The 16,785-nt window shown below is 65.2% G+C and carries 17 protein-coding genes; 3 read left to right on the plus strand and 14 right to left on the minus strand.

Going from position 1 to position 16,785, the window contains the following annotated elements; genetic code table 11:
* Positions 1–31 precede the first annotated feature (31 nt).
* Together E1H18_RS04200 and ppdK are read right to left on the minus strand one after the other, a co-directional pair.
* On the minus strand, positions 32–694 hold the full coding sequence (locus E1H18_RS04200; protein WP_172264016.1) for a trans-aconitate 2-methyltransferase: 663 nt from the start codon (positions 692–694) through the stop codon (positions 32–34).
* A 74-nt stretch (positions 695–768) separates the two neighbouring features.
* Positions 769–3,456 carry a pyruvate, phosphate dikinase gene (ppdK, locus tag E1H18_RS04205; protein WP_172264018.1) on the minus strand — a complete coding sequence of 896 codons (2,688 nt, stop codon included), beginning with the start codon at positions 3,454–3,456 and terminating at the stop codon, positions 769–771.
* Positions 3,457–3,775: 319 nt separating this feature from the next.
* Between ppdK and E1H18_RS04210 the strand changes: the two genes are divergently transcribed.
* Positions 3,776–4,309, plus strand: coding sequence for a GNAT family N-acetyltransferase (locus E1H18_RS04210; protein WP_172264020.1), 534 nt, complete (start codon positions 3,776–3,778; stop codon positions 4,307–4,309).
* 33 nt (positions 4,310–4,342) lie between these two features.
* Here the strand turns inward: E1H18_RS04210 and E1H18_RS04215 are convergent, their stop codons facing one another.
* Positions 4,343–5,296, minus strand: coding sequence for a LysR substrate-binding domain-containing protein (locus E1H18_RS04215; RefSeq protein WP_172264022.1), 954 nt, complete (start codon positions 5,294–5,296; stop codon positions 4,343–4,345).
* Between the two features lie 268 nt (positions 5,297–5,564).
* Between E1H18_RS04215 and E1H18_RS04220 the strand changes: the two genes are divergently transcribed.
* Both E1H18_RS04220 and E1H18_RS04225 read left to right on the plus strand, forming a co-directional pair.
* Positions 5,565–5,786: a hypothetical protein gene (locus E1H18_RS04220; protein WP_172264024.1), complete on the plus strand. Its 222-nt coding sequence runs from the start codon at positions 5,565–5,567 to the stop codon at positions 5,784–5,786.
* Positions 5,787–5,838: 52 nt separating this feature from the next.
* Positions 5,839–6,732, plus strand: coding sequence for a bestrophin family protein (locus E1H18_RS04225; protein WP_172264026.1), 894 nt, complete (start codon positions 5,839–5,841; stop codon positions 6,730–6,732).
* 117 nt (positions 6,733–6,849) lie between these two features.
* Here the strand turns inward: E1H18_RS04225 and ssb are convergent, their stop codons facing one another.
* The 11 genes from ssb to flbT form a co-directional block, all read right to left on the minus strand.
* Positions 6,850–7,371, minus strand: coding sequence for a single-stranded DNA-binding protein (gene ssb / locus E1H18_RS04230; protein ID WP_172264028.1), 522 nt, complete (start codon positions 7,369–7,371; stop codon positions 6,850–6,852).
* A gap of 171 nt (positions 7,372–7,542) precedes the next feature.
* The gene (locus tag E1H18_RS04235; RefSeq protein ID WP_172264030.1) at positions 7,543–7,935 is read right to left on the minus strand and encodes a hypothetical protein; all 393 of its coding nucleotides are present in this window, start codon (positions 7,933–7,935) and stop codon (positions 7,543–7,545) included.
* An 18-nt stretch (positions 7,936–7,953) separates the two neighbouring features.
* Positions 7,954–8,628: a hypothetical protein gene (locus tag E1H18_RS04240; RefSeq protein ID WP_172264032.1), complete on the minus strand. Its 675-nt coding sequence runs from the start codon at positions 8,626–8,628 to the stop codon at positions 7,954–7,956.
* Between the two features lie 89 nt (positions 8,629–8,717).
* On the minus strand, positions 8,718–11,579 hold the full coding sequence (locus tag E1H18_RS04245) for a hypothetical protein (protein ID WP_172264034.1): 2,862 nt from the start codon (positions 11,577–11,579) through the stop codon (positions 8,718–8,720).
* Positions 11,580–11,668: 89 nt separating this feature from the next.
* Positions 11,669–12,223 carry a UDP-4-amino-4,6-dideoxy-N-acetyl-beta-L-altrosamine N-acetyltransferase gene (gene pseH, locus E1H18_RS04250; protein ID WP_172264036.1) on the minus strand — a complete coding sequence of 185 codons (555 nt, stop codon included), beginning with the start codon at positions 12,221–12,223 and terminating at the stop codon, positions 11,669–11,671.
* Between the two features lie 65 nt (positions 12,224–12,288).
* On the minus strand, positions 12,289–13,122 hold the full coding sequence (locus tag E1H18_RS04255) for a flagellin (protein WP_172264038.1): 834 nt from the start codon (positions 13,120–13,122) through the stop codon (positions 12,289–12,291).
* A 198-nt stretch (positions 13,123–13,320) separates the two neighbouring features.
* Positions 13,321–13,578, minus strand: a complete 258-nt coding sequence (locus E1H18_RS04260; RefSeq protein WP_370526418.1) for a hypothetical protein — start codon at positions 13,576–13,578, stop codon at positions 13,321–13,323.
* Positions 13,579–13,758: 180 nt separating this feature from the next.
* On the minus strand, positions 13,759–14,580 hold the full coding sequence (locus tag E1H18_RS04265) for a flagellin (RefSeq protein WP_172264042.1): 822 nt from the start codon (positions 14,578–14,580) through the stop codon (positions 13,759–13,761).
* 279 nt (positions 14,581–14,859) lie between these two features.
* Complete coding sequence (locus E1H18_RS04270; RefSeq protein ID WP_172264044.1) at positions 14,860–15,681, minus strand: flagellin; 822 nt, start codon at positions 15,679–15,681, stop codon at positions 14,860–14,862.
* 247 nt (positions 15,682–15,928) lie between these two features.
* The gene (gene flaF, locus E1H18_RS04275; protein WP_172264046.1) at positions 15,929–16,291 is read right to left on the minus strand and encodes a flagellar biosynthesis regulator FlaF; all 363 of its coding nucleotides are present in this window, start codon (positions 16,289–16,291) and stop codon (positions 15,929–15,931) included.
* Positions 16,251–16,676, minus strand: a complete 426-nt coding sequence (gene flbT / locus E1H18_RS04280; RefSeq protein ID WP_172264048.1) for a flagellar biosynthesis repressor FlbT — start codon at positions 16,674–16,676, stop codon at positions 16,251–16,253. The genes flaF and flbT overlap by 41 nt, the downstream gene beginning before the upstream one ends.
* Between the last annotated feature and the right edge of the window lie 109 nt (positions 16,677–16,785).

Consider the following 16,785-nt stretch of genomic DNA (forward strand, 5'->3'; position numbering starts at 1 on the left):
AGGCTTTCCCTCCCAGCCTCGGGGCGGTTTTCTATTTGCTCTTCGGTTGCGTGACCGCGACCAGCCAGCCGCCGCCCCAGGGCGTGTTAATCACCGCCTCGTCCAGCACCGGGCCCATGGCCTTGAGGCGATGCCACAGGCGTAGCGGCTTGAGCGCCAGCCACATGGTCAGGCCGATCGCGCCGCCGGGCTTCAGATTCGGAGCGTAGTGAGCGATCAGGTCCTCGACCTCGCCCAGATGCTCGACACATTCTGAAAACACCACGACATCGAAGGTCTCGTCGGTGGCGAAGGTGCGGCCGTCGCCCAGCAGCATCTTGACCTCGCCGATGGCGATTTCGGGCGCCAGGCGCATCTCGCCGCGCTCGATGGCCGGCTTGGAGAAGTCGACCCCGACATAACGGGCCGGGCGGTGGGCGCGCAGCGCCTCGTAGAACACCCCCTCGCCCGCCCCGATCTCCAGCACGCGCGGATTGGGCCACCGGTCGGCGATCATGGCCGCCAGCAGACGGTGATGGTGGCGCTGCTCGGAACGGCTCAGGCGGTCATAGATCCCGTCCTGGTACTCGGCGTCCCACTTCTCGACCGGGGCGGCGATGATCGGCTTGCCCCGCTTGCGCATGAACAGCTCACCCAGCCACGGACGGTCGAGCGAAGCCAGTTCCGTGAACCGGCGCCAGCGCAGATAGGCCATGAAGTCCCCCGAGTGTCTCGAAGACCCCGGATAGGGAAAGGGCCCCATGCTGTCCAGCATGAGGCCCTTATGATCTAGCCCTTGTTGGCCAGAGCCGCTTGAGCGGCCGCCAGCCTGGCGATCGGCACCCGGTAGGGCGAGCACGACACGTAGTCTAGGCCGACCGTTTCGCAGAAGCTGATCGAGGCCGGATCGCCGCCATGCTCCCCGCAGATGCCCAGCTTGACGTCCGGACGGGCCGCGCGACCGCGCTCGGCGGCGATGCGGATCAGGTCGCCCACGCCCTCCTGGTCGAGGCTGACGAAGGGGTCCTTTTCGAAGATGCCCTTGTCGATATAGGCGCCCAGGAACTTGCCGGCGTCGTCGCGGCTGATGCCGAACGTCGTCTGCGTCAGGTCGTTGGTGCCGAAGCTGAAGAACGCGGCGTTTTCAGCGAGGTCGCCGGCCCGCAAGGCGGCGCGGGGCAGCTCGATCATGGTGCCGACGGTGTATTCCAGCGCCACGCCCTGCTCTTCCAGCACCGCCTTGGCGACGCGGTCGGTCAGGTCGCGCAGGTACTTCATCTCCTCGCCCTTGGCGACCAGCGGGTGCATGATCTCAGGAACCGGAGCAGCCTTGCCCGACTTGGCGATTTCGCAGGCGGCCTCGAGGATGGCGCGGACCTGCATCTCGTAAATCTCGGGATACGACACGCCCAGGCGGCAGCCGCGGTGGCCCAGCATCGGGTTGGTCTCGTGCAGCTCCTTGGCGCGGCGCAGCAGCTTGGCGGCGTCCAAGCCCGTCGCCCTGGCCACGGCCTCGACGTCTTCCTCGGTGTGCGGCAGGAACTCGTGCAGCGGCGGATCCAGCAGGCGGATCGTGACCGGCAGGCCCTCCATGATCGTGAACAGCTCGACGAAGTCGGCCTTCTGGAACGGCGCGATCTTGGCCAGGGCCGTGCGGCGACCCTTCTCGTCGTCGGCCAGGATCATCTCGCGCACGGCGGCGATCCGGGTGTCGTCGAAGAACATGTGCTCGGTGCGGCACAGGCCGATGCCTTCGGCGCCGAACTGCCGGGCGGTCTTGGCGTCCAGCGGCGTCTCGGCGTTGGCGCGCACCTTCAGGCGGCGGACCTGGTCGGCCCAGCCCATCAGGGTGGCGAAGTCGCCGGTCAGCTCGGGCTCGATCATGCGTGGCGCGCCGGCCAGGATCTCGCCGGTCGAACCGTCGATGGTGATGATCTCGCCGGTCTTGAACTCGCGCCCACGGACGCGGAACAGGCCTTCCTTGGCGAAGATCGACACGTCGCCGGCGCCGGAGACGCAAGGCCGGCCCATGCCGCGCGCCACGACCGCGGCATGGCTGGTCATGCCGCCGCGGGCGGTGATGATGCCGCGAGCGGCGTGCATGCCGTGAATGTCCTCGGGCGAGGTTTCCTCGCGCACCAGGATGACCGACTCGCCATTGGCGGCGGCCTTTTCGGCCGCATCGCTGTCGAACACGATCTTGCCGGTCGCCGCGCCGGGCGAGGCCGGCAGGCCGGTGGTGATCACGTCGCGATGGGCGGCCGGATCAATGGTCGGGTGCAGCAGTTGGTCCAGCGAGGCCGGCTCGACGCGGCCGATGCCTTCTTCCTTGGTGATCACGCCCTCGGCCGCCATGTCGACCGCGATCTTCAGCGCGGCCTTGGCGGTGCGCTTACCGTTGCGGGTCTGCAGCATGTAGAGCACGCCCTGCTCCACCGTGAACTCGATGTCCTGCATGTCGCGATAGTGACGCTCCAGCGTCTCGACCACCGACTTGAACTGGGCGAACACCTCCGGCATCGCCTCTTCCATCGAGGGGGCGACGTCGCCCATCTCCTCGCGGGCGGCCTTGGTCAGCGATTGCGGCGTGCGGATGCCCGCCACCACGTCCTCGCCCTGGGCGTTGATCAGGAACTCGCCATAGAGGCGGTTGTCGCCGTTCGACGGATTGCGGGTGAAGGCCACGCCCGTCGCCGAGGTGTCGCCCATGTTGCCGAACACCATCGACTGGATGTTGACGGCCGTGCCCCAGCTTTCCGGGATGTCGTGCATGCGGCGATAGAACTTGGCGCGGTCGTTCATCCAGCTGGCGAACACGGCGCCGACGGCGCCCCACAGCTGCTCCTGAGCGTCCTGCGGGAACGGCTTGCCCAGTTGCTCCTGGACGGCGGCCTTGTAGTCCTTGATCACGTCGGCCCAGTCGTCGGCGGTGAGGCCGGTGTCGACATGGACGTCCAGGCGATCCTTGTGGTCGTCCAGGATCTCCTCGAACATGTGGTGCTCCAGGTCGAGCACGACGTTCGAGTACATCTGGATGAAGCGGCGATAGCTGTCATAGGCGAAGCGCCGGTCGCCCGACAGCTTGGCCAGGCCTTCGACGGTGGCGTCGTTGAGGCCGAGATTCAACACCGTGTCCATCATGCCCGGCATCGAGGCCCGGGCGCCCGAGCGCACCGAGACCAGCAGCGGGTTGGTGACGTCGCCGAACGTCTTACCCGTGATCTCCTCGACCTTGGCCAGGCCGGCAGCGACCTGTTGAGCCAGCTCGGCCGGGTACTGCTTGCCGTTCGAATAGTAGTGAACGCAGGCCTCGGTGGTGATCGTAAAGCCTGGCGGCACCGGCAGGCCCAGGGCCGACATCTCCGCGAGATTGGCGCCCTTCCCCCCGAGGAGGTTCTTCATCGAGGCGTCGCCATCCGCGCCGCCCCCACCGAAAGCATAGACCCACCGAGCCTTGGTCAGCGTCTCAACCGGCATTTTCATTCTCACCCTGCGATAAGTGAAGAAGGCCGCGCCCTCTGTCGGGGCGTCTCGCCTTGGAACAGCGCTGCTTCGTCGTGATCCCGCAGTGCAATATCCGTGGCCTCAGTAGCACCTCGCCCAAGAACGCGTCCACTGGCGCTTCGCGTTCCCGTCATCAACAAGAGAATTCGGCAAATATTTCCAATGACACCGCTTTCCGTTCGACGGCCTTGGCGAGATTTCAGACAATCGGACAGCGATCTGGCGACTTCCCGGACATCATACCAGGCACGACAGCTTGCCTCGACGTCATGAAGTGTCGCCTAGTCAACGGATGACGCCTGCGCTGGTCCGACTCGACACATCCCATGGTGATCCGGATGCGATCGCCGATCTTCATACGCGCAGCCGCCAGATCGCCTATCGCGGGCTCTATGGAGACAGCTACCTGGACTCGGAGCTGGCTGCAGTCTCGCGAGCGTCGTGGCGCGCGCGGTTCGCCGATTTCCAGCCAAGCCAGGATCTGATCCTGGCGGCGATGGACGGCGCGACGCCCTTGGGCCTGGCCTATGCCTCATTCCGACTGAAGCCAGAGGTCGGCGCCCTGCTGGACAATCTGCACGTCGCGCCCGAGCGCAAGGGCGGCGGGCTGGGCACGGCCCTGCTGGCCGGCGTGGCCCTCTGGCTGGTCGAAGATCATGCGGCCGCGCCACTGCACCTGGAGGTCTACGCGCCGAACGCCGCAGCGCTGGACTTCTACGAGCGCAAGGGCGGCGTCGAGGTCGCACGCTATGACGAAGTCGCGCCGGGCGGCCGCCAGGTCGACGTCGTGCGCTATCGATGGGGCGATCCTGCGGCGCTGCTCTAGAGCTCACGATCTGAGTCCGTCAGCCCGTGAGCTCTAGTCTTTTGTTTTGACGCATTTTTCTTCACGTGAACGGGATCCGCTTCGCTCGAAAAATGCTCTAGCCACCGGCGCGGCCGCCTTGAGCTTGTCGGCCAGGAAGCCGATGCAGGCGCGCACCTTGGCCGCCGCGTCGCGGCTGCGGGGATAGACGGCGTTGACCGCGCTTTCCGGCAGCGCCAGGTGCGGCAGGACCACTTCCAGCTCGCCGTTGCGCAGCTCGTCCTCCACGTCCCACAGCGACTTCACCGCCAGGCCGGCGCCGCCGACCGCCCAGGCATGAGCCAGCGCCAGATCGTTGGTCGTCAGCGGATGACGCAGCTTGATCGACTGACCGTCGGCCAGCCGCCAGCGGTCGGCCTCGGACGAGCCGACCACGATGCAGTCGTGGCGTACGAGATCACTCAGGTTCCGCGGCGCGCCGCGGCGTCGTAGATAGTCGGGCGCAGCGCAGATCACCCGCCGGTTCGGCGCCAGTCGCCGGACGATCAGGCTGGAATCCGGCAGGTCTCCGACCCAGATCGCCAGGTCATAGCCGCCCTCGACCAGCCTGGCGTCATGCTGGACCGCGTCGAGGTGAACCCGCAGCTCGGGATGCAGTAGCCGGAACTCCTGCAGCAGCGGCGCCAGTCGTCGCCGGCCGAACTCCATGCCGGCGATGATCCGCAAGGGCCCCGCCAGGATGTCCGCGTCGTTGGCGACCTCCTGCTCGGCCGTCTCAAGCTCGGTCAGCAGGTGCGACGCGCGTTGGAAGAACTGCCGCCCACGGTCGGTCAGCACGACCGATCGCGTGGTGCGATGCAGCAATGTCACCCCAAGCCGCGCCTCCAGCTGGGTCAATCGCCGGCTGATTGCACCGAGCGACAAACCCATGGATCGAGCAGCTGACGTCAAGCTTCCCGTCGCAGCGACTTGGACAAACGATGATATTTCAGTGAACCTGTCCGGCATGGCGGGAAGCTATGATTGATCCTCAATAGAACAAGTCGCAAATCACCAATCGATCGTTACAAAATTTATCTGTTGGAATTTAGTGCAGACACACGGGTTCACATTTCTCGTCTCATGAAGTCTCATTATTGACGATAGCGAAAGACTGAGTTTCCCAGACATTCGATCGATTGACGAAGTCGGAATGGGCTCCAATCCTTTTTTGCGAATGCGAAGACAGCTTCACCGTCTTCGCGACGCACCCTGATTTCTGGATGGAGACACCCTCATGATCACGACCGCCACACGCCGCGAAGAAGAACGGCTGAGCTGGACCGATATCGAGATGCTGCCGATCTATGGCGCGGTGCTGATCCTGGGAGGCCTGGTCCTGCAGAGCCTGCCGGACCTCGGCCCGGCCGTACATTCGGCCCTGATCAAGGCCGCCCTGATCGTCGGCCTGGTGGGCGTCCAGCACTGGCTGGCCTCGAATGACCACGCACTCGATTAAGGCCCGTGTCGACCTATATGCGCGACCACATGGCCGCCATGTGGAGGGCGTGATGATCCCTCTGGGCACGCCGCGCATACGCCGCACCTTCGTCGGCGTATGGCGGGTGCTGGCGGCGCTGTTCGTGTGGGACGTGGCGGTTACGGTCTATTATCTGACCTCATCGCCCCACCAGGCGCCGTCCCTACCCGTCACGCTTTTCGGTACAGGACTGGCGCTGTTCCTGGGCTTCCGGGTCAACTCCGCCTATCAGCGCTGGTGGGAAGGACGGGTCCTGTGGGGCTCTCTGATCAACGCCTCACGCAGCCTGGCGCGGGCGGTCGTCGCCTTCCTGGGCCACGGCGACGCGCGTTCGGAAAGCCTGAAACGCGACATCGTCGTGCGGCAGATCGCCTATGCTCACGCCCTCCGTAACCAGCTGCGCCGGACGGATCCATCGGCGGATGTGCGACGCCTGCTCAGCGCGGACGAGGCTGACGACGCCCTGCGTCGCCAGAACCCGGCCAACGGACTGCTGGACGGCGTGGCGCGCCTGATCGCCGAGGCGGCTCGCGAGCAGCGCATCGACACCATCCAACAGGCCCAGCTTGAGCGCGTGATGATCGACATCGCCAATGCTCAAGGCGGCATGGAACGGCTGAAGAATACGCCGTTGCCGGCCCAGTACCGCAGCTTTCCAGAGTTCTTCGCCCGGCTGTTCTGCGTCCTGCTGCCTGTGGGACTGGTCGAGACCCTGGGCTGGGCCACGCCGATCGGCTCGACCCTGATCGGCCTGATGTTCCTGGCAGTGCTGCGCATCGGCGACGACCTGGTCGACCCGTTCGCCAACACCGTCCACGACGTCCCGATGACGGCCATGTGCCAGACGATCGAGATCGATCTGCTGGAGGCTATCGGCGCCCCAGCGCCCCAGCCCCTGAAGCCGGTCGACGGCGTACTCTGGTGAGCCGCAACCTCAAATGAAAGCGGCGGGCGACCGTTTCCGGATCGCCCGCCGCTCGCCCCCGTGGACAGTCGTCGTCGGCTTGGCCGGCGACTGTCCACTTCTTCGTCAGGCTGTCGCCTAGAACGGAATTTCGTCGTCCAGGTCGGCCGAGAAGTTCTCACGCGGACCGCTGGGTTGGCTGCGCTGACCGCCGCCACCGCCGAAGCTGGAGCCGCCGCCACCGCCGCCCGAATAGCCGCCGCCGTAGCTGTCGTCGCCACCGCCCGAAGAGGCGCCGGCGCTGTCGCCACGGCCGCCCAGCATGGTCAGTTCACCGCGGAACTTCTGCAGGACGATTTCGGTCGAGTACTTCTCGGCGCCGGTGTTGTCGGTCCACTTGCGGGTCTGGATCGCGCCCTCGATGTAGACGGTCGAGCCCTTGCGCAGGTACTGCTCGGCGACCTTCACCAGGTTGTCGTTGAAGATGACCACGCGGTGCCACTCGGTCTTTTCCTTGCGCTCGCCGCTGTTGCGGTCGCGCCAGGTTTCCGAGGTGGCGATGCGGAGATTGGCGACGCGGTCGCCCGAACCCAGGCTGCGGATCTCGGGATCGGCCCCGAGGTTGCCGACCAGGATGACCTTGTTGACGCTGCCCGCCATTCGCTTGTTCTCGCTCTCGCCCGGCGACCCTTGCGCCGGAATCTGGAGCGAGACGTTAACGAAAGCTCAAAGGGGGCGCAAGTTTTGTTCCCAATACGTTCTTGTGGACGACCGGTCGGGTGCCAAAGAGGGCTGTGGACGGACGAACCGCCCCCCGCCTTATCCCGAAGCTTAGGGCTCGCGGCGAATGGCGCCGGGAGGGGCCAGGCGGCCGTCACCCGTCGGAACCAGCGACATGTAGCGCGGTCCCTCATAGGTCTGGCCCAGCAGGATGCCTTCCTTCTCGATGAACAGGAAGGAGCCCTGATAGGATCCGACCATCGAGCGGCTAGGGCTGCCCATGCGGATGAAGCGCTGACGCATGCCCTCCAGCGTGCCGGCGCACTCTTCCATCGTCGGCACGTTGCGAGCCACGGGATTGTAGCGCAGAGACCCATCCTTGTTGGTCGCCACGTGGAAGCAGACCCCCGTCTCGAAGGGCGGCTTGGTCTGCTTTTCGCAGCCTGCGAGCGCGAGGCTCGAGACGGTGAGCAGGACGGCGGCGGCGAGAACAGGCGTCTTCATGGATTACACTTATAAATCCTAACCGGCGTTCGGGATAGAGCAGTTTGCGCCTTGATCGAACGCAGTGTGGAAGCTTCGGTTGTCCGACGAGATCTCGACGCGCCCCGGAACGAGGCGGAGCGTCTCCTCGCCCCAGCGGCCGTAGGTGGCGCCGCCTGGGCGTTCGCAACGACCGCCGAACAGTTGCTGGGCGCAGGCGCTCAGGGTGATCTCGCCCGGCAGGCGACGCCATTCGCTGCCGGCATAGCGCCAGCAGGCAGCCAGCGGCGTGCTGGGAGCGCTCGGCGCGCTGGGGGCGGCGACCGGCGGCGCGACGGGCGCGGAAACGGCAGGAGTCGGCGGCAGCGGCGTGAGGACGGTGCCGGCCTGATCAGCGGCGGCCAAGGCGCCGGTCTCGTCGACGCCGACGTCCAGGGCGCCGGTGGCGACGCCGTTCTTCTTGGCGCATTCGGCCAGGGTGATCTCGCCGACGAAGGCGCCGCCGACGAAGCAGCGCAGCGGGCGGGCCGGATCGAGCTTGGTGTCGTCGTCGCGACCGGTTTCGACGATCAGGCCGCCGCGCGAGGCGGGCGGCGCCTCGGGGGCCTTCTTGTCATGACCCGTCATCAGGGCCACGGCGATGCCCAGGCCAGCCACGAGCGCCAAGCCGGCGCCGCCGGCGATGATGACCCGTCGATCTTTGAGAAACTCCATGCCCTCTGGCTACGACGCGTCGATGACGCTTTCAAGCGCGACGCGGCGCATTGCGCGCCTTATCCGGCGTCAACCGGCATATTGGTCCGTCAACCGCCGGTCAGGCGGTTGAGCGCGGCCTGGTAGTTGGAGATCTGAGCGGTCAGATATTTCGGCACCGTGCCATCGGTCTTGCCCGACGTCTGGCTGGCGGGCTTGACCCCCATCGCCGTGTCGGCGATCTCGCGATAGGCGGTGCGGACCGAGGACATGGCGCGGGTCAGCACCATGGTGGCGTTCTTGCGTCCTGCTTCCGAGGTCAGGTCCAACTCCGGCGACAGCTGCAGGCCGTAGACCGGTCCGCCGCCATTGGCCGAGACGGTCTTGCCGCCGTCGGTCTTGGTGGCGCGCACGACGCCGCCCGCCAGGCCCAGCGATTCCAGGACGTCGGTGCCACCCTTGCCGGCGACGATCTCGATGGTCGAGGTGTTCGAGGCCGGGCTGATCTTCAGCACGCGGCTGTTGCCATTGCTGGCGACCTCGACCTTGGCGCGATAGCCCGAGGCTTTCTTGATCTTGTCGGCCAGGGTCTCCAGCGTGTCCTTGGCCTCGATGGTGATCGTGGTCAGGTTGCCGCGCTCGCGGGTGCGGATCTGGAAGGTGTCGCCCGCCCGGGCCGTGGTCGCCGAGACGAGGCGGTCGGACTGGGTGAAGTCCATCTTGCCGCTGGGCAGGCCAAAGAGGTCCAGGCTGGACGCGCCGCCGCCCGACACCGCCACGGTGCTGGGGGTCGCATAACCGTCCTTGCCGGTCAGGCGCTGGCTCCAGGCGACACTGCCCGTGCCGACGTCGATCTGGGCGACGTAGCCGTCCTTGGTCCCGACCGTGGTCTGCCCGTCCAGGTTGGCGCCGGCGGAACCGACCAGATAGGCTTGGCCATTGACGACGGCCATGCCGGTGACGGTGTCGTCGCCGGAGCCGCCATAATAGGTCAGGGCGTCGGCGCTGGTGTCCGACAGATTCAGCGCCACGCGGCCGACGAAGGCGTCCGAGCCGCCCGAAGCCGCAGCCTTGGTCCCGCCGATCGACAGCGCGCCGTTGGAGGTATAGCCGCCGACATAGAGCTGGCCGCCATCGATCTTCAGACCGACCAGCTCACCGCCCTTCAGCGAGCCGAGGTCGCGCGTCGCGCCCGCGGTGGCCGTGGCGGTCTTGGTATAGGTCACCGGCACGGTCTCGTAGGCGCCGTACTGGTTCAGCTGGGTGACGTTTTCGGTCACCACGCCCGGCGCGACATCGAAGCTGCGCAGCTTGGCCGAGCCGTTTTCCTTGGAGCCGACGATCACCTGCGAGCCGTTGACGACGATGTCGGTGACGGAGTCGTTCTCGGTGGTGCCGAACTTCTGGGTGAACAGCGCCTTGGGCTGGCCGCTGGAATCGGCGGCGAAGGCCGTCAGATAGGCGTCCCAGCCGCCGCTGGGGTCGGTTCCCACCGAGTTGGGCAGGTCCGACTTGCTACGGCCGCCGACATACAGAACGCCGTCCGAGCCGAAGGCCAGGGCGGTGGCCTCGTCCTCCTGCAGGCCGCCGCGACGCACCGTCCACTGCTCATCGCCATTGGCGGCGTAGCGGGTGACGAAGCTGTCGGTCAGGGTCGAGGTGTCGCCGTTGTTGATAGGACCGTTGACGGCCCCGGCCAGACGGCCGCTGACCGAGCCGGCCACCGCGACGCTGCCGTCGTCGGCCACCGCCAGCGACAGGCCGCTGGCCTGGTCGGTCGCACCCAGGCTGCGCGCATAGAGCAGATGGCCGGCGCTGTCGTACTTCAGCAGGGCGACATCGCTCTCGCCCTTGATCGGCTGGCCGTTGATATCGACCTTGCCGTCGACCTCCGTGCCGACGTCGGCCAGCATGTAGACCGAGCCGTCCGGGCCGGTGATCGACTTGCGGACAGTCGAGATCGTGCCTTGCAGCGTCTCGGAGAACACCTTGCCGCCGGGCGCGCCGGCATTGACGCCACCGCCGGTCCCGGCCGCGCTGTACTTGGTCAGGGTCGTTTCGAAAACGCCGTCATCGGTCAGCGCGTTCTTGTCAGGATCCGGGTCGCCGGCCTTGGTGGTGACGTAGACCGCCGGCGCCGTGGTCGGCGCGGTGAAGGTCAGCTCCTCGGCCGAGTCGCCATTGACGCGCAGCGCGAAGTCATCGCCCGTGGCCGGCAGGGTCACGGGCTTGCCCGCCACCTGGACCGTGCGCTCCGCGCCCGGCGTGCGTTGCAGGGCGAAGGTCGTGCGGAAGCCGGCGTCCTTCAGCTTGTCGTTCATGAAGCTGACGACGTTGGACATGGTCCGGGGCGTCGCGCCCATTTCGGACAGGTCCATCTTGAGGTTCGTGGTCTCGCCGAAGCTCTTCACGGCGACGGTGAACGAGACGTCGCCTTTGAACTTGGCGACTTCCTCGTCCATCTGGCCGCTATGGATGGTGTCGGTGACGTATGTGTAGGTCGCCTTGGGAACACCCACGGTGCTCTTGCTCGAGGTCGCGACCGAGCCGGTCGTCAGACGCCCCTGATCCAGCGACATGTTCTGGACGTAGGCGCCGACCTCGGTCAGCCCCTTCATCAACGCCTTCTGCAGGCGCGAGATCTCGCTTTCGGTGACGCCCTTCTCCGCGGCGCGCGCCGCGACGGCCGACAGAGTGTTCAGCGCCTGATAGGTGGCGAACAGCTTCTTGTAGTCGGCGCTGACGCCCTTGAGGCTGGAGCTGTTGGCGTCTTCATCGACGAACTTGCGACCCGCCAGGGCCGTGCGAACCAGCTCACTGGGCTCGGGCGTGGCGGCGCTGAGCCACGGCGCGGACGGCACCACGGCCTTGGACTTCGAGCTCGAGACGGCAGCTGCTCCAGACGCAGCGGCGCCCACGCCCGCGCGGGCCTGGTAGTAGCCGAGCAAAAGACTGGAATCTAAGCTGATCACGACCTGTCCCGTGCGGAACCCGAAGTTCCCCGCTGGTACCTTTGCCTGAGGATCGCTGACGACTCGTTAAGACTTGGCGTTAAACGACGTTAGGCAGCGATGAGATTGGCGTCCGAAAGCGCGCGGCGCGCATCTTCGCGCAGCTCGGCCCACTCGTCGGCCAGGATGCCCAGCAGCACGACGTCGCGCGGCTGGCCGCCCTTGAGCACGTGGCCGCGCAGATACCCCTCACGGCGGAAGCCCGCGGACGACTGCGCCTTCAGAGCGGCGTCATTGTCGGCCATGACCTCGGCGAACACCTTGTGCAGACCCAGCTCGCCGAAGGCGCGATCCAGACCCAGCACCTGGGCGGCGCGTCCCACGCCCCTGCCCCGCGCCTCGGCCGACCCCAGGAACCAGTGCCAGCTGGCGCGCCGATGATGGCTCTTGAGCCCGGTCAGGGTCAGAAGGCCCATAGGCGCGCCGGCGCGGGTGATCATCCAGCCGCGCATGTTGGGATCGGTCCGCAAGGCCTGAAACCAAGCGGCGTGAGCCGCATGGCTGGGCAGCTCGGCGTCCGACATCCAGCGGTCGACCTCGGGTTCGGAACGCCACTGAAAAAGAACGCCTTCGTCCTCGTCCCGCAAGTCGCGCAGCTCGATCATGCTCGTCGCCGAATCCTCGGTTGGCGTTGCGTAAGCTTAGCCCGCCGGGGCGAGCTAACCTAGCTTTAGCCCTTGAACAGCGACAGAATGATCTGCGGCGCGCTGTTGGCGATCGACAGGGCCTGCGCGCCCAGCTGCTGCTTCACCTGCAGAGCCTGCAGGCGCGCGCTTTCCTTGGCGAGGTCCGCGTCCACCAGATTGCCGACGCCCGTCTCCAGCACGTCAGTCAGCCGGCCCACGAAGGTGTTATGCGCCTCGATCTGCTTGGCCTGGGTGCCGATATTGCCGACGGCCTGGTTCACCGCCTTCATCGTGTCGTCCAGGCGCGCCAGGACAGCCGTAGCGTTGGCCGGCGTCAGGATGTCGTCGCCGACCTGCAGCGAGTTGATCGGACCGCCCAGCGTCAGGTTCTGCAGGGTCAGGGTGATGGCCTGGGCGGCGTCAGCGTCGGCCAGGAAGGTCATGTCGGCAGCCTGGCTGCCATCCAGCAGGTTCGCGCCGTCGAACACCGCCGACGTCACCACCTGACCGAGGTTCTTCAGAAGCCCCTGGAAGTCGGCGTTCAGCGATTGCAGCGAGGTGCTGGACAGCGAGGTGTCCTTGGCCGCGACCACCTTCTCGCGCATCAGCTTGAGCAGATCCGAGACCGACTCGCCGCCAGCCAGGGCCACGTCGGCGATCGACGTCGCGCGATCCAGGCTCATCTTGACTGCGCCGAGCGCGCTCATGTCGGCGCGCTGGTCCTGAGCGATCGACCAGATCGCCGCATTGTCCTTGGCCGTCGAGATCGACTCGCCCGTGTTGATGCGGGTCTGGGTCGACTGCATCGACTCGTTGGTGCGGTTCAGGTTCTGCAGCGCGATCAGCGCGGGCTGGTTCGTGTTGACGCTCAGCGTCATGCGCGGCCTCCGATCGGCGATTTTGCCGTTGGTTGCGACCGCTCGCGATTCGGCGAGCGATCTGTTCGCCGCCGAGATTGGGTTCAGAAAGTAAGATTATGGTTAACAGATATAAACCATATCCATTTACCCCTGCGGCCCGCCGTCGCACCCTCCCCTAGAACGCCGGAAACGCAGCGCTCAGAAGGGCTCGCCGAACTAGGCCTTGCCGTCGAACACGTCACCAGAGTGGTAGGCCTCGGCCAGACGCAGCTTCAGGATCTGCTCGCGCGGATACTGGTTGAGCGTCTCGCCGGTGCGGCGATCCACGGTCTTGTAGATGTATTCACCCGAGTCGCCGTCCTGCTCGATCACCAGACGCAGGTCGCTCGGCAGCGGACCGTTGTCGACGGGCGGCGCCGGCTCGGCCTGGGCCGGAACGACTTTAGCGCCCTCGGAGGGTTCCGGGGCGCGCACAGGCGTCGCACTTGGCGCGACGAACTCGTTATGAAGGGCCGCAAGAGCGGTTTTGGGTTCCATCCTTCACTGCCGGCTTTTGCGGGCCGACCTCCTGGTTTTTCCGTTTGTTTGCTCCCTGTCCTGGTTTCCGTCGGAAAAGCGGGGGCGGACCGCGGACGGCCCGCCCCACTCTATTCCTTAGCGGAACAGGCTCAGGATCGAAGACGTGGACTGATTGGCGATCGACAGCGCCTGCACGCCAAGCTGTTGCTTGGTTTGCAGCGACTGCAGCTTGGCGCTTTCCTTGGCCAGGTCGGCGTCCACCAGGTTGCCGACGCCCGCGTCCAGGCTGTCTTGCAGCTTGCCGACGAAGGTCAGGTGGGCGTCCAGGCCGGCCGAGCTGGTGCCCAGCGAAGCCAGCTTGTTGCTGGCCGATTGCAGGGCGTTAGCGACCTTGGTGATCGCGGTCTTGGCGCCGGCGGCGTCCGTGAAGGTTTCGGCGTTGCTCAGACCGATGGCGGCCAGCGCGATCGTCTGGGCGTTGACCGTGAAGCTGTCGCCTTCGGCGTTGGCCAGGAAGGTCAGCTTCGTGGTGCTGCCGTTGGCGATCGAGATGCCGTTGAACTTCGAATTGTCGACGGCCTTGATGATCTGGTCGCGCAGCGAATGGAAGTCGGACTGCAGGGCGTTGAACGACGCGGTGTTCAGCGAGGTGTCGGAAGCGGCCAGGGCCTTTTCCTTCATCTTGCCGAGCAGGTCGATCACGGTGTCGCCCGAGGCCAGAGCGACGTCGATGGTCGACTGGCCGCGTTGCAGCGAGTCCTTCACCGAGTTCAGCGACTGGCTGGCGGCCGATTGATTTTTGGCGATGGCCCAGATGGCGCCGTTGTCCTTGGCATTACCGACCTTCTTGCCGGTGTTGATGCGCTGTTGGACGGTGGACAGTTCCGAGTTGGTCGAGTTCAGGTTTTGCAGGGCGACCAGAGCGCCGGCGTTCGTATTGATGCTGTTCAGCGGCATACGAGTAGGTTCCTTTTCAAGGTATCCGACGCCATTTTGGCTGCCGGGAGCATTTTGCTCGAAAAGGTCTGTAGCAATTGCCGGGCCAATTTTGCCGAGCCGCGACAATCTGTCCGATTTGCTGATTTTATTGAGTTTTTACCCGCCAGAACGACGAAGCCTCCCGGCAGATTTTGCCGGGAGGCTTTCGACGTGGGCAATTATTGCCGGGCACTTGTTGCGCACCCAGCAGAAAGAGGCCGCCGGACGACCCCGAAGGAGTCGTCCGGCGTATCGGGCTCAGCCCCTGAACAGCGACATGATCGACTGCGGTGCTTGATTGGCGATCGAAAGGGCCTGAACACCGAGCTGCTGCTTCGTCTGCAGCGACTGGAGTTTGGCGCTTTCCTTCGCCAGATCCGCATCGACCATGTTGCCCACGCCGGTGTCCAAGCTGTCTTGCAGCTTGCCGACGAAGGTCAGGTGCATATCCAGACCGGTCGAGGCCGTACCAAGCGAGGCCAGCTTGTTCGTTGCAGATTGCAACGCCGTGGCGACCGTCGTGATCATGGTCTTGGCCTGGGTCGCATCCGTCAGCGTGTCGGCGTCCGACAGACCAATGCCCGCGAGGGCCAGGGTCTGAGCGTTGACCGTGAAGTTGTCCCCGTCCGAGTTGGACAGGAAGGCCAGCTTCGTGGTCGAGCCGTCCGACAAGCTCACGCCGTTGAACTTCGCATTTTCCGCGGCTTTCTTGATTTGCTCGCGGAGAGAGTCGAAGTCCGACTTGAGCGCATTGAACGAAGCGGTGTTCAGCGAGGTGTCGGAAGCGGCCAGAGCCTTTTCCTTCATCTTCGTGAGCAGATCGGTGATCGTGTCGCCAGCTGCCAGCGCCACATCGATCGTCGACTGACCGCGTTGGAGGGAATCCTTCACGGAGTTCAGCGAAGCCGAGTTGGCGCTCTGCATCTTGGCAATCGACCAGATCGCACCGTTGTCCTTGGCGGTAGCAACCTTCTTGCCGGTGTTAATCCGGCCCTGGGTGGTGGCGAGCTCCGTGTTAGTTGCGTTCAGATTTTGGAGCGCGATGAGAGCGCCCGGGTTCGTGTTGATCGAGTTCAGCATTTGGCACCTACCGTTTTGGTGGGATTTATCCGGCGTAGTGCCGGGCGAGCGTTTTGCCCGCGTGAACCATCGCAAGCCTCGGGCCAGTTTGGCCACGCCCGGAGCCAATGCTCATCACATTGAATTATATAGATTTTTATCAGGCCAGCGCCCAAAACGAAACCGCCCGGCGAATGCAACATTCGCCGGGCGGCAGGTTTTTCCGGAAGAGGTAGGCAAGACCTTCAGTCTTGCCGGGGCGACAGAATCACGCCGCGTCGGCGCGGGCCGCCAGCCCCTGCATGATCATGCGATTGATCTCGATGAGAGGCTCGAAATCCTCCTCCTTGCGCATGACCGCGCTGGAGTGACGACCGACCCAGAGGCTCAGCGAAATGATGCTGGCGCGCATTTCCATCGGCAGCTGGTTTTCCGGCTGCGAGCAATCGGTCGCCAAGGTCGACCAGACCTTGCGATTCCAATCCAATGCATCGATCCGCGTCGCAATGTCGTCCGCCGGGGTCTGTGACGCATCCATGAGGGCGCGCGTCACCTGACCGAACAGGCGGTACTCCATTTCACGGGGATTCTCAGCCCGCGTCGCCGCCTGCTGATACGCCCGAAGAGACATGCCCCAACCTCTCGTCTTCGTATTCAATCAACCTACGGCTCAACATCAGAGCCTTGTAATACTCACGCGCCATCACGTGCTTCGAAATGGCGATGCAGTCCTGGAGAACCACAGGATTGCGCACAACACCCATAAAATCGTTAAGGCGCGTCGCGAATTCCTCGTAGAACTTCTCCGCGGCCGGCTCGTCAAGGTACATCATCATCACCGGGAAATAGATCCGACGCGCGGGCGTCGTGACCTGGTCCGGCTGCAAGATGTCCTTTTCCCGAAGGACGGACGCCTTGTTCTGGAGCACCAGAACACCGCGCCGGTCTCCATTCTGGACCACGGCGCCGTTGAGAACGAATTTTTCGCCGGGCTTCAGCGACAGCTTCAAAGGCACTTAAGGCCGCTCCTTCGTTACGCCGCACAAGCCCGGTCCCGTCATGACGACGGCTTGAACGGCAAGCTAGGCGAACATGAGTTAACGCCGTCTTGCCGCCCTTGCGACC

The organism is Caulobacter sp. RHG1, assembly GCF_013181195.1.
GTDB lineage: Bacteria > Pseudomonadota > Alphaproteobacteria > Caulobacterales > Caulobacteraceae > Caulobacter.

What these genes read in the sequence shown, in the direction of transcription:
- E1H18_RS04200 (WP_172264016.1), bottom strand. Translation starts at nt 694, where the DNA reads ATGGCCTATCTGCGCTGGCGCCGGTTCACGGAACTGGCTTCGCTCGAC.
- ppdK (WP_172264018.1), bottom strand. Translation starts at nt 3,456, where the DNA reads ATGCCGGTTGAGACGCTGACCAAGGCTCGGTGGGTCTATGCTTTCGGT.
- E1H18_RS04210 (WP_172264020.1), top strand. Translation starts at nt 3,776, where the DNA reads ATGACGCCTGCGCTGGTCCGACTCGACACATCCCATGGTGATCCGGAT.
- E1H18_RS04215 (WP_172264022.1), bottom strand. Translation starts at nt 5,296, where the DNA reads ATGCCGGACAGGTTCACTGAAATATCATCGTTTGTCCAAGTCGCTGCG.
- E1H18_RS04220 (WP_172264024.1), top strand. Translation starts at nt 5,565, where the DNA reads ATGATCACGACCGCCACACGCCGCGAAGAAGAACGGCTGAGCTGGACC.
- E1H18_RS04225 (WP_172264026.1), top strand. Translation starts at nt 5,839, where the DNA reads ATGATCCCTCTGGGCACGCCGCGCATACGCCGCACCTTCGTCGGCGTA.
- ssb (WP_172264028.1), bottom strand. Translation starts at nt 7,371, where the DNA reads ATGGCGGGCAGCGTCAACAAGGTCATCCTGGTCGGCAACCTCGGGGCC.
- E1H18_RS04235 (WP_172264030.1), bottom strand. Translation starts at nt 7,935, where the DNA reads ATGAAGACGCCTGTTCTCGCCGCCGCCGTCCTGCTCACCGTCTCGAGC.
- E1H18_RS04240 (WP_172264032.1), bottom strand. Translation starts at nt 8,628, where the DNA reads ATGGAGTTTCTCAAAGATCGACGGGTCATCATCGCCGGCGGCGCCGGC.
- pseH (WP_172264036.1), bottom strand. Translation starts at nt 12,223, where the DNA reads ATGATCGAGCTGCGCGACTTGCGGGACGAGGACGAAGGCGTTCTTTTT.
- E1H18_RS04255 (WP_172264038.1), bottom strand. Translation starts at nt 13,122, where the DNA reads ATGACGCTGAGCGTCAACACGAACCAGCCCGCGCTGATCGCGCTGCAG.
- E1H18_RS04265 (WP_172264042.1), bottom strand. Translation starts at nt 14,580, where the DNA reads ATGCCGCTGAACAGCATCAATACGAACGCCGGCGCTCTGGTCGCCCTG.
- E1H18_RS04270 (WP_172264044.1), bottom strand. Translation starts at nt 15,681, where the DNA reads ATGCTGAACTCGATCAACACGAACCCGGGCGCTCTCATCGCGCTCCAA.
- flaF (WP_172264046.1), bottom strand. Translation starts at nt 16,291, where the DNA reads ATGTCTCTTCGGGCGTATCAGCAGGCGGCGACGCGGGCTGAGAATCCC.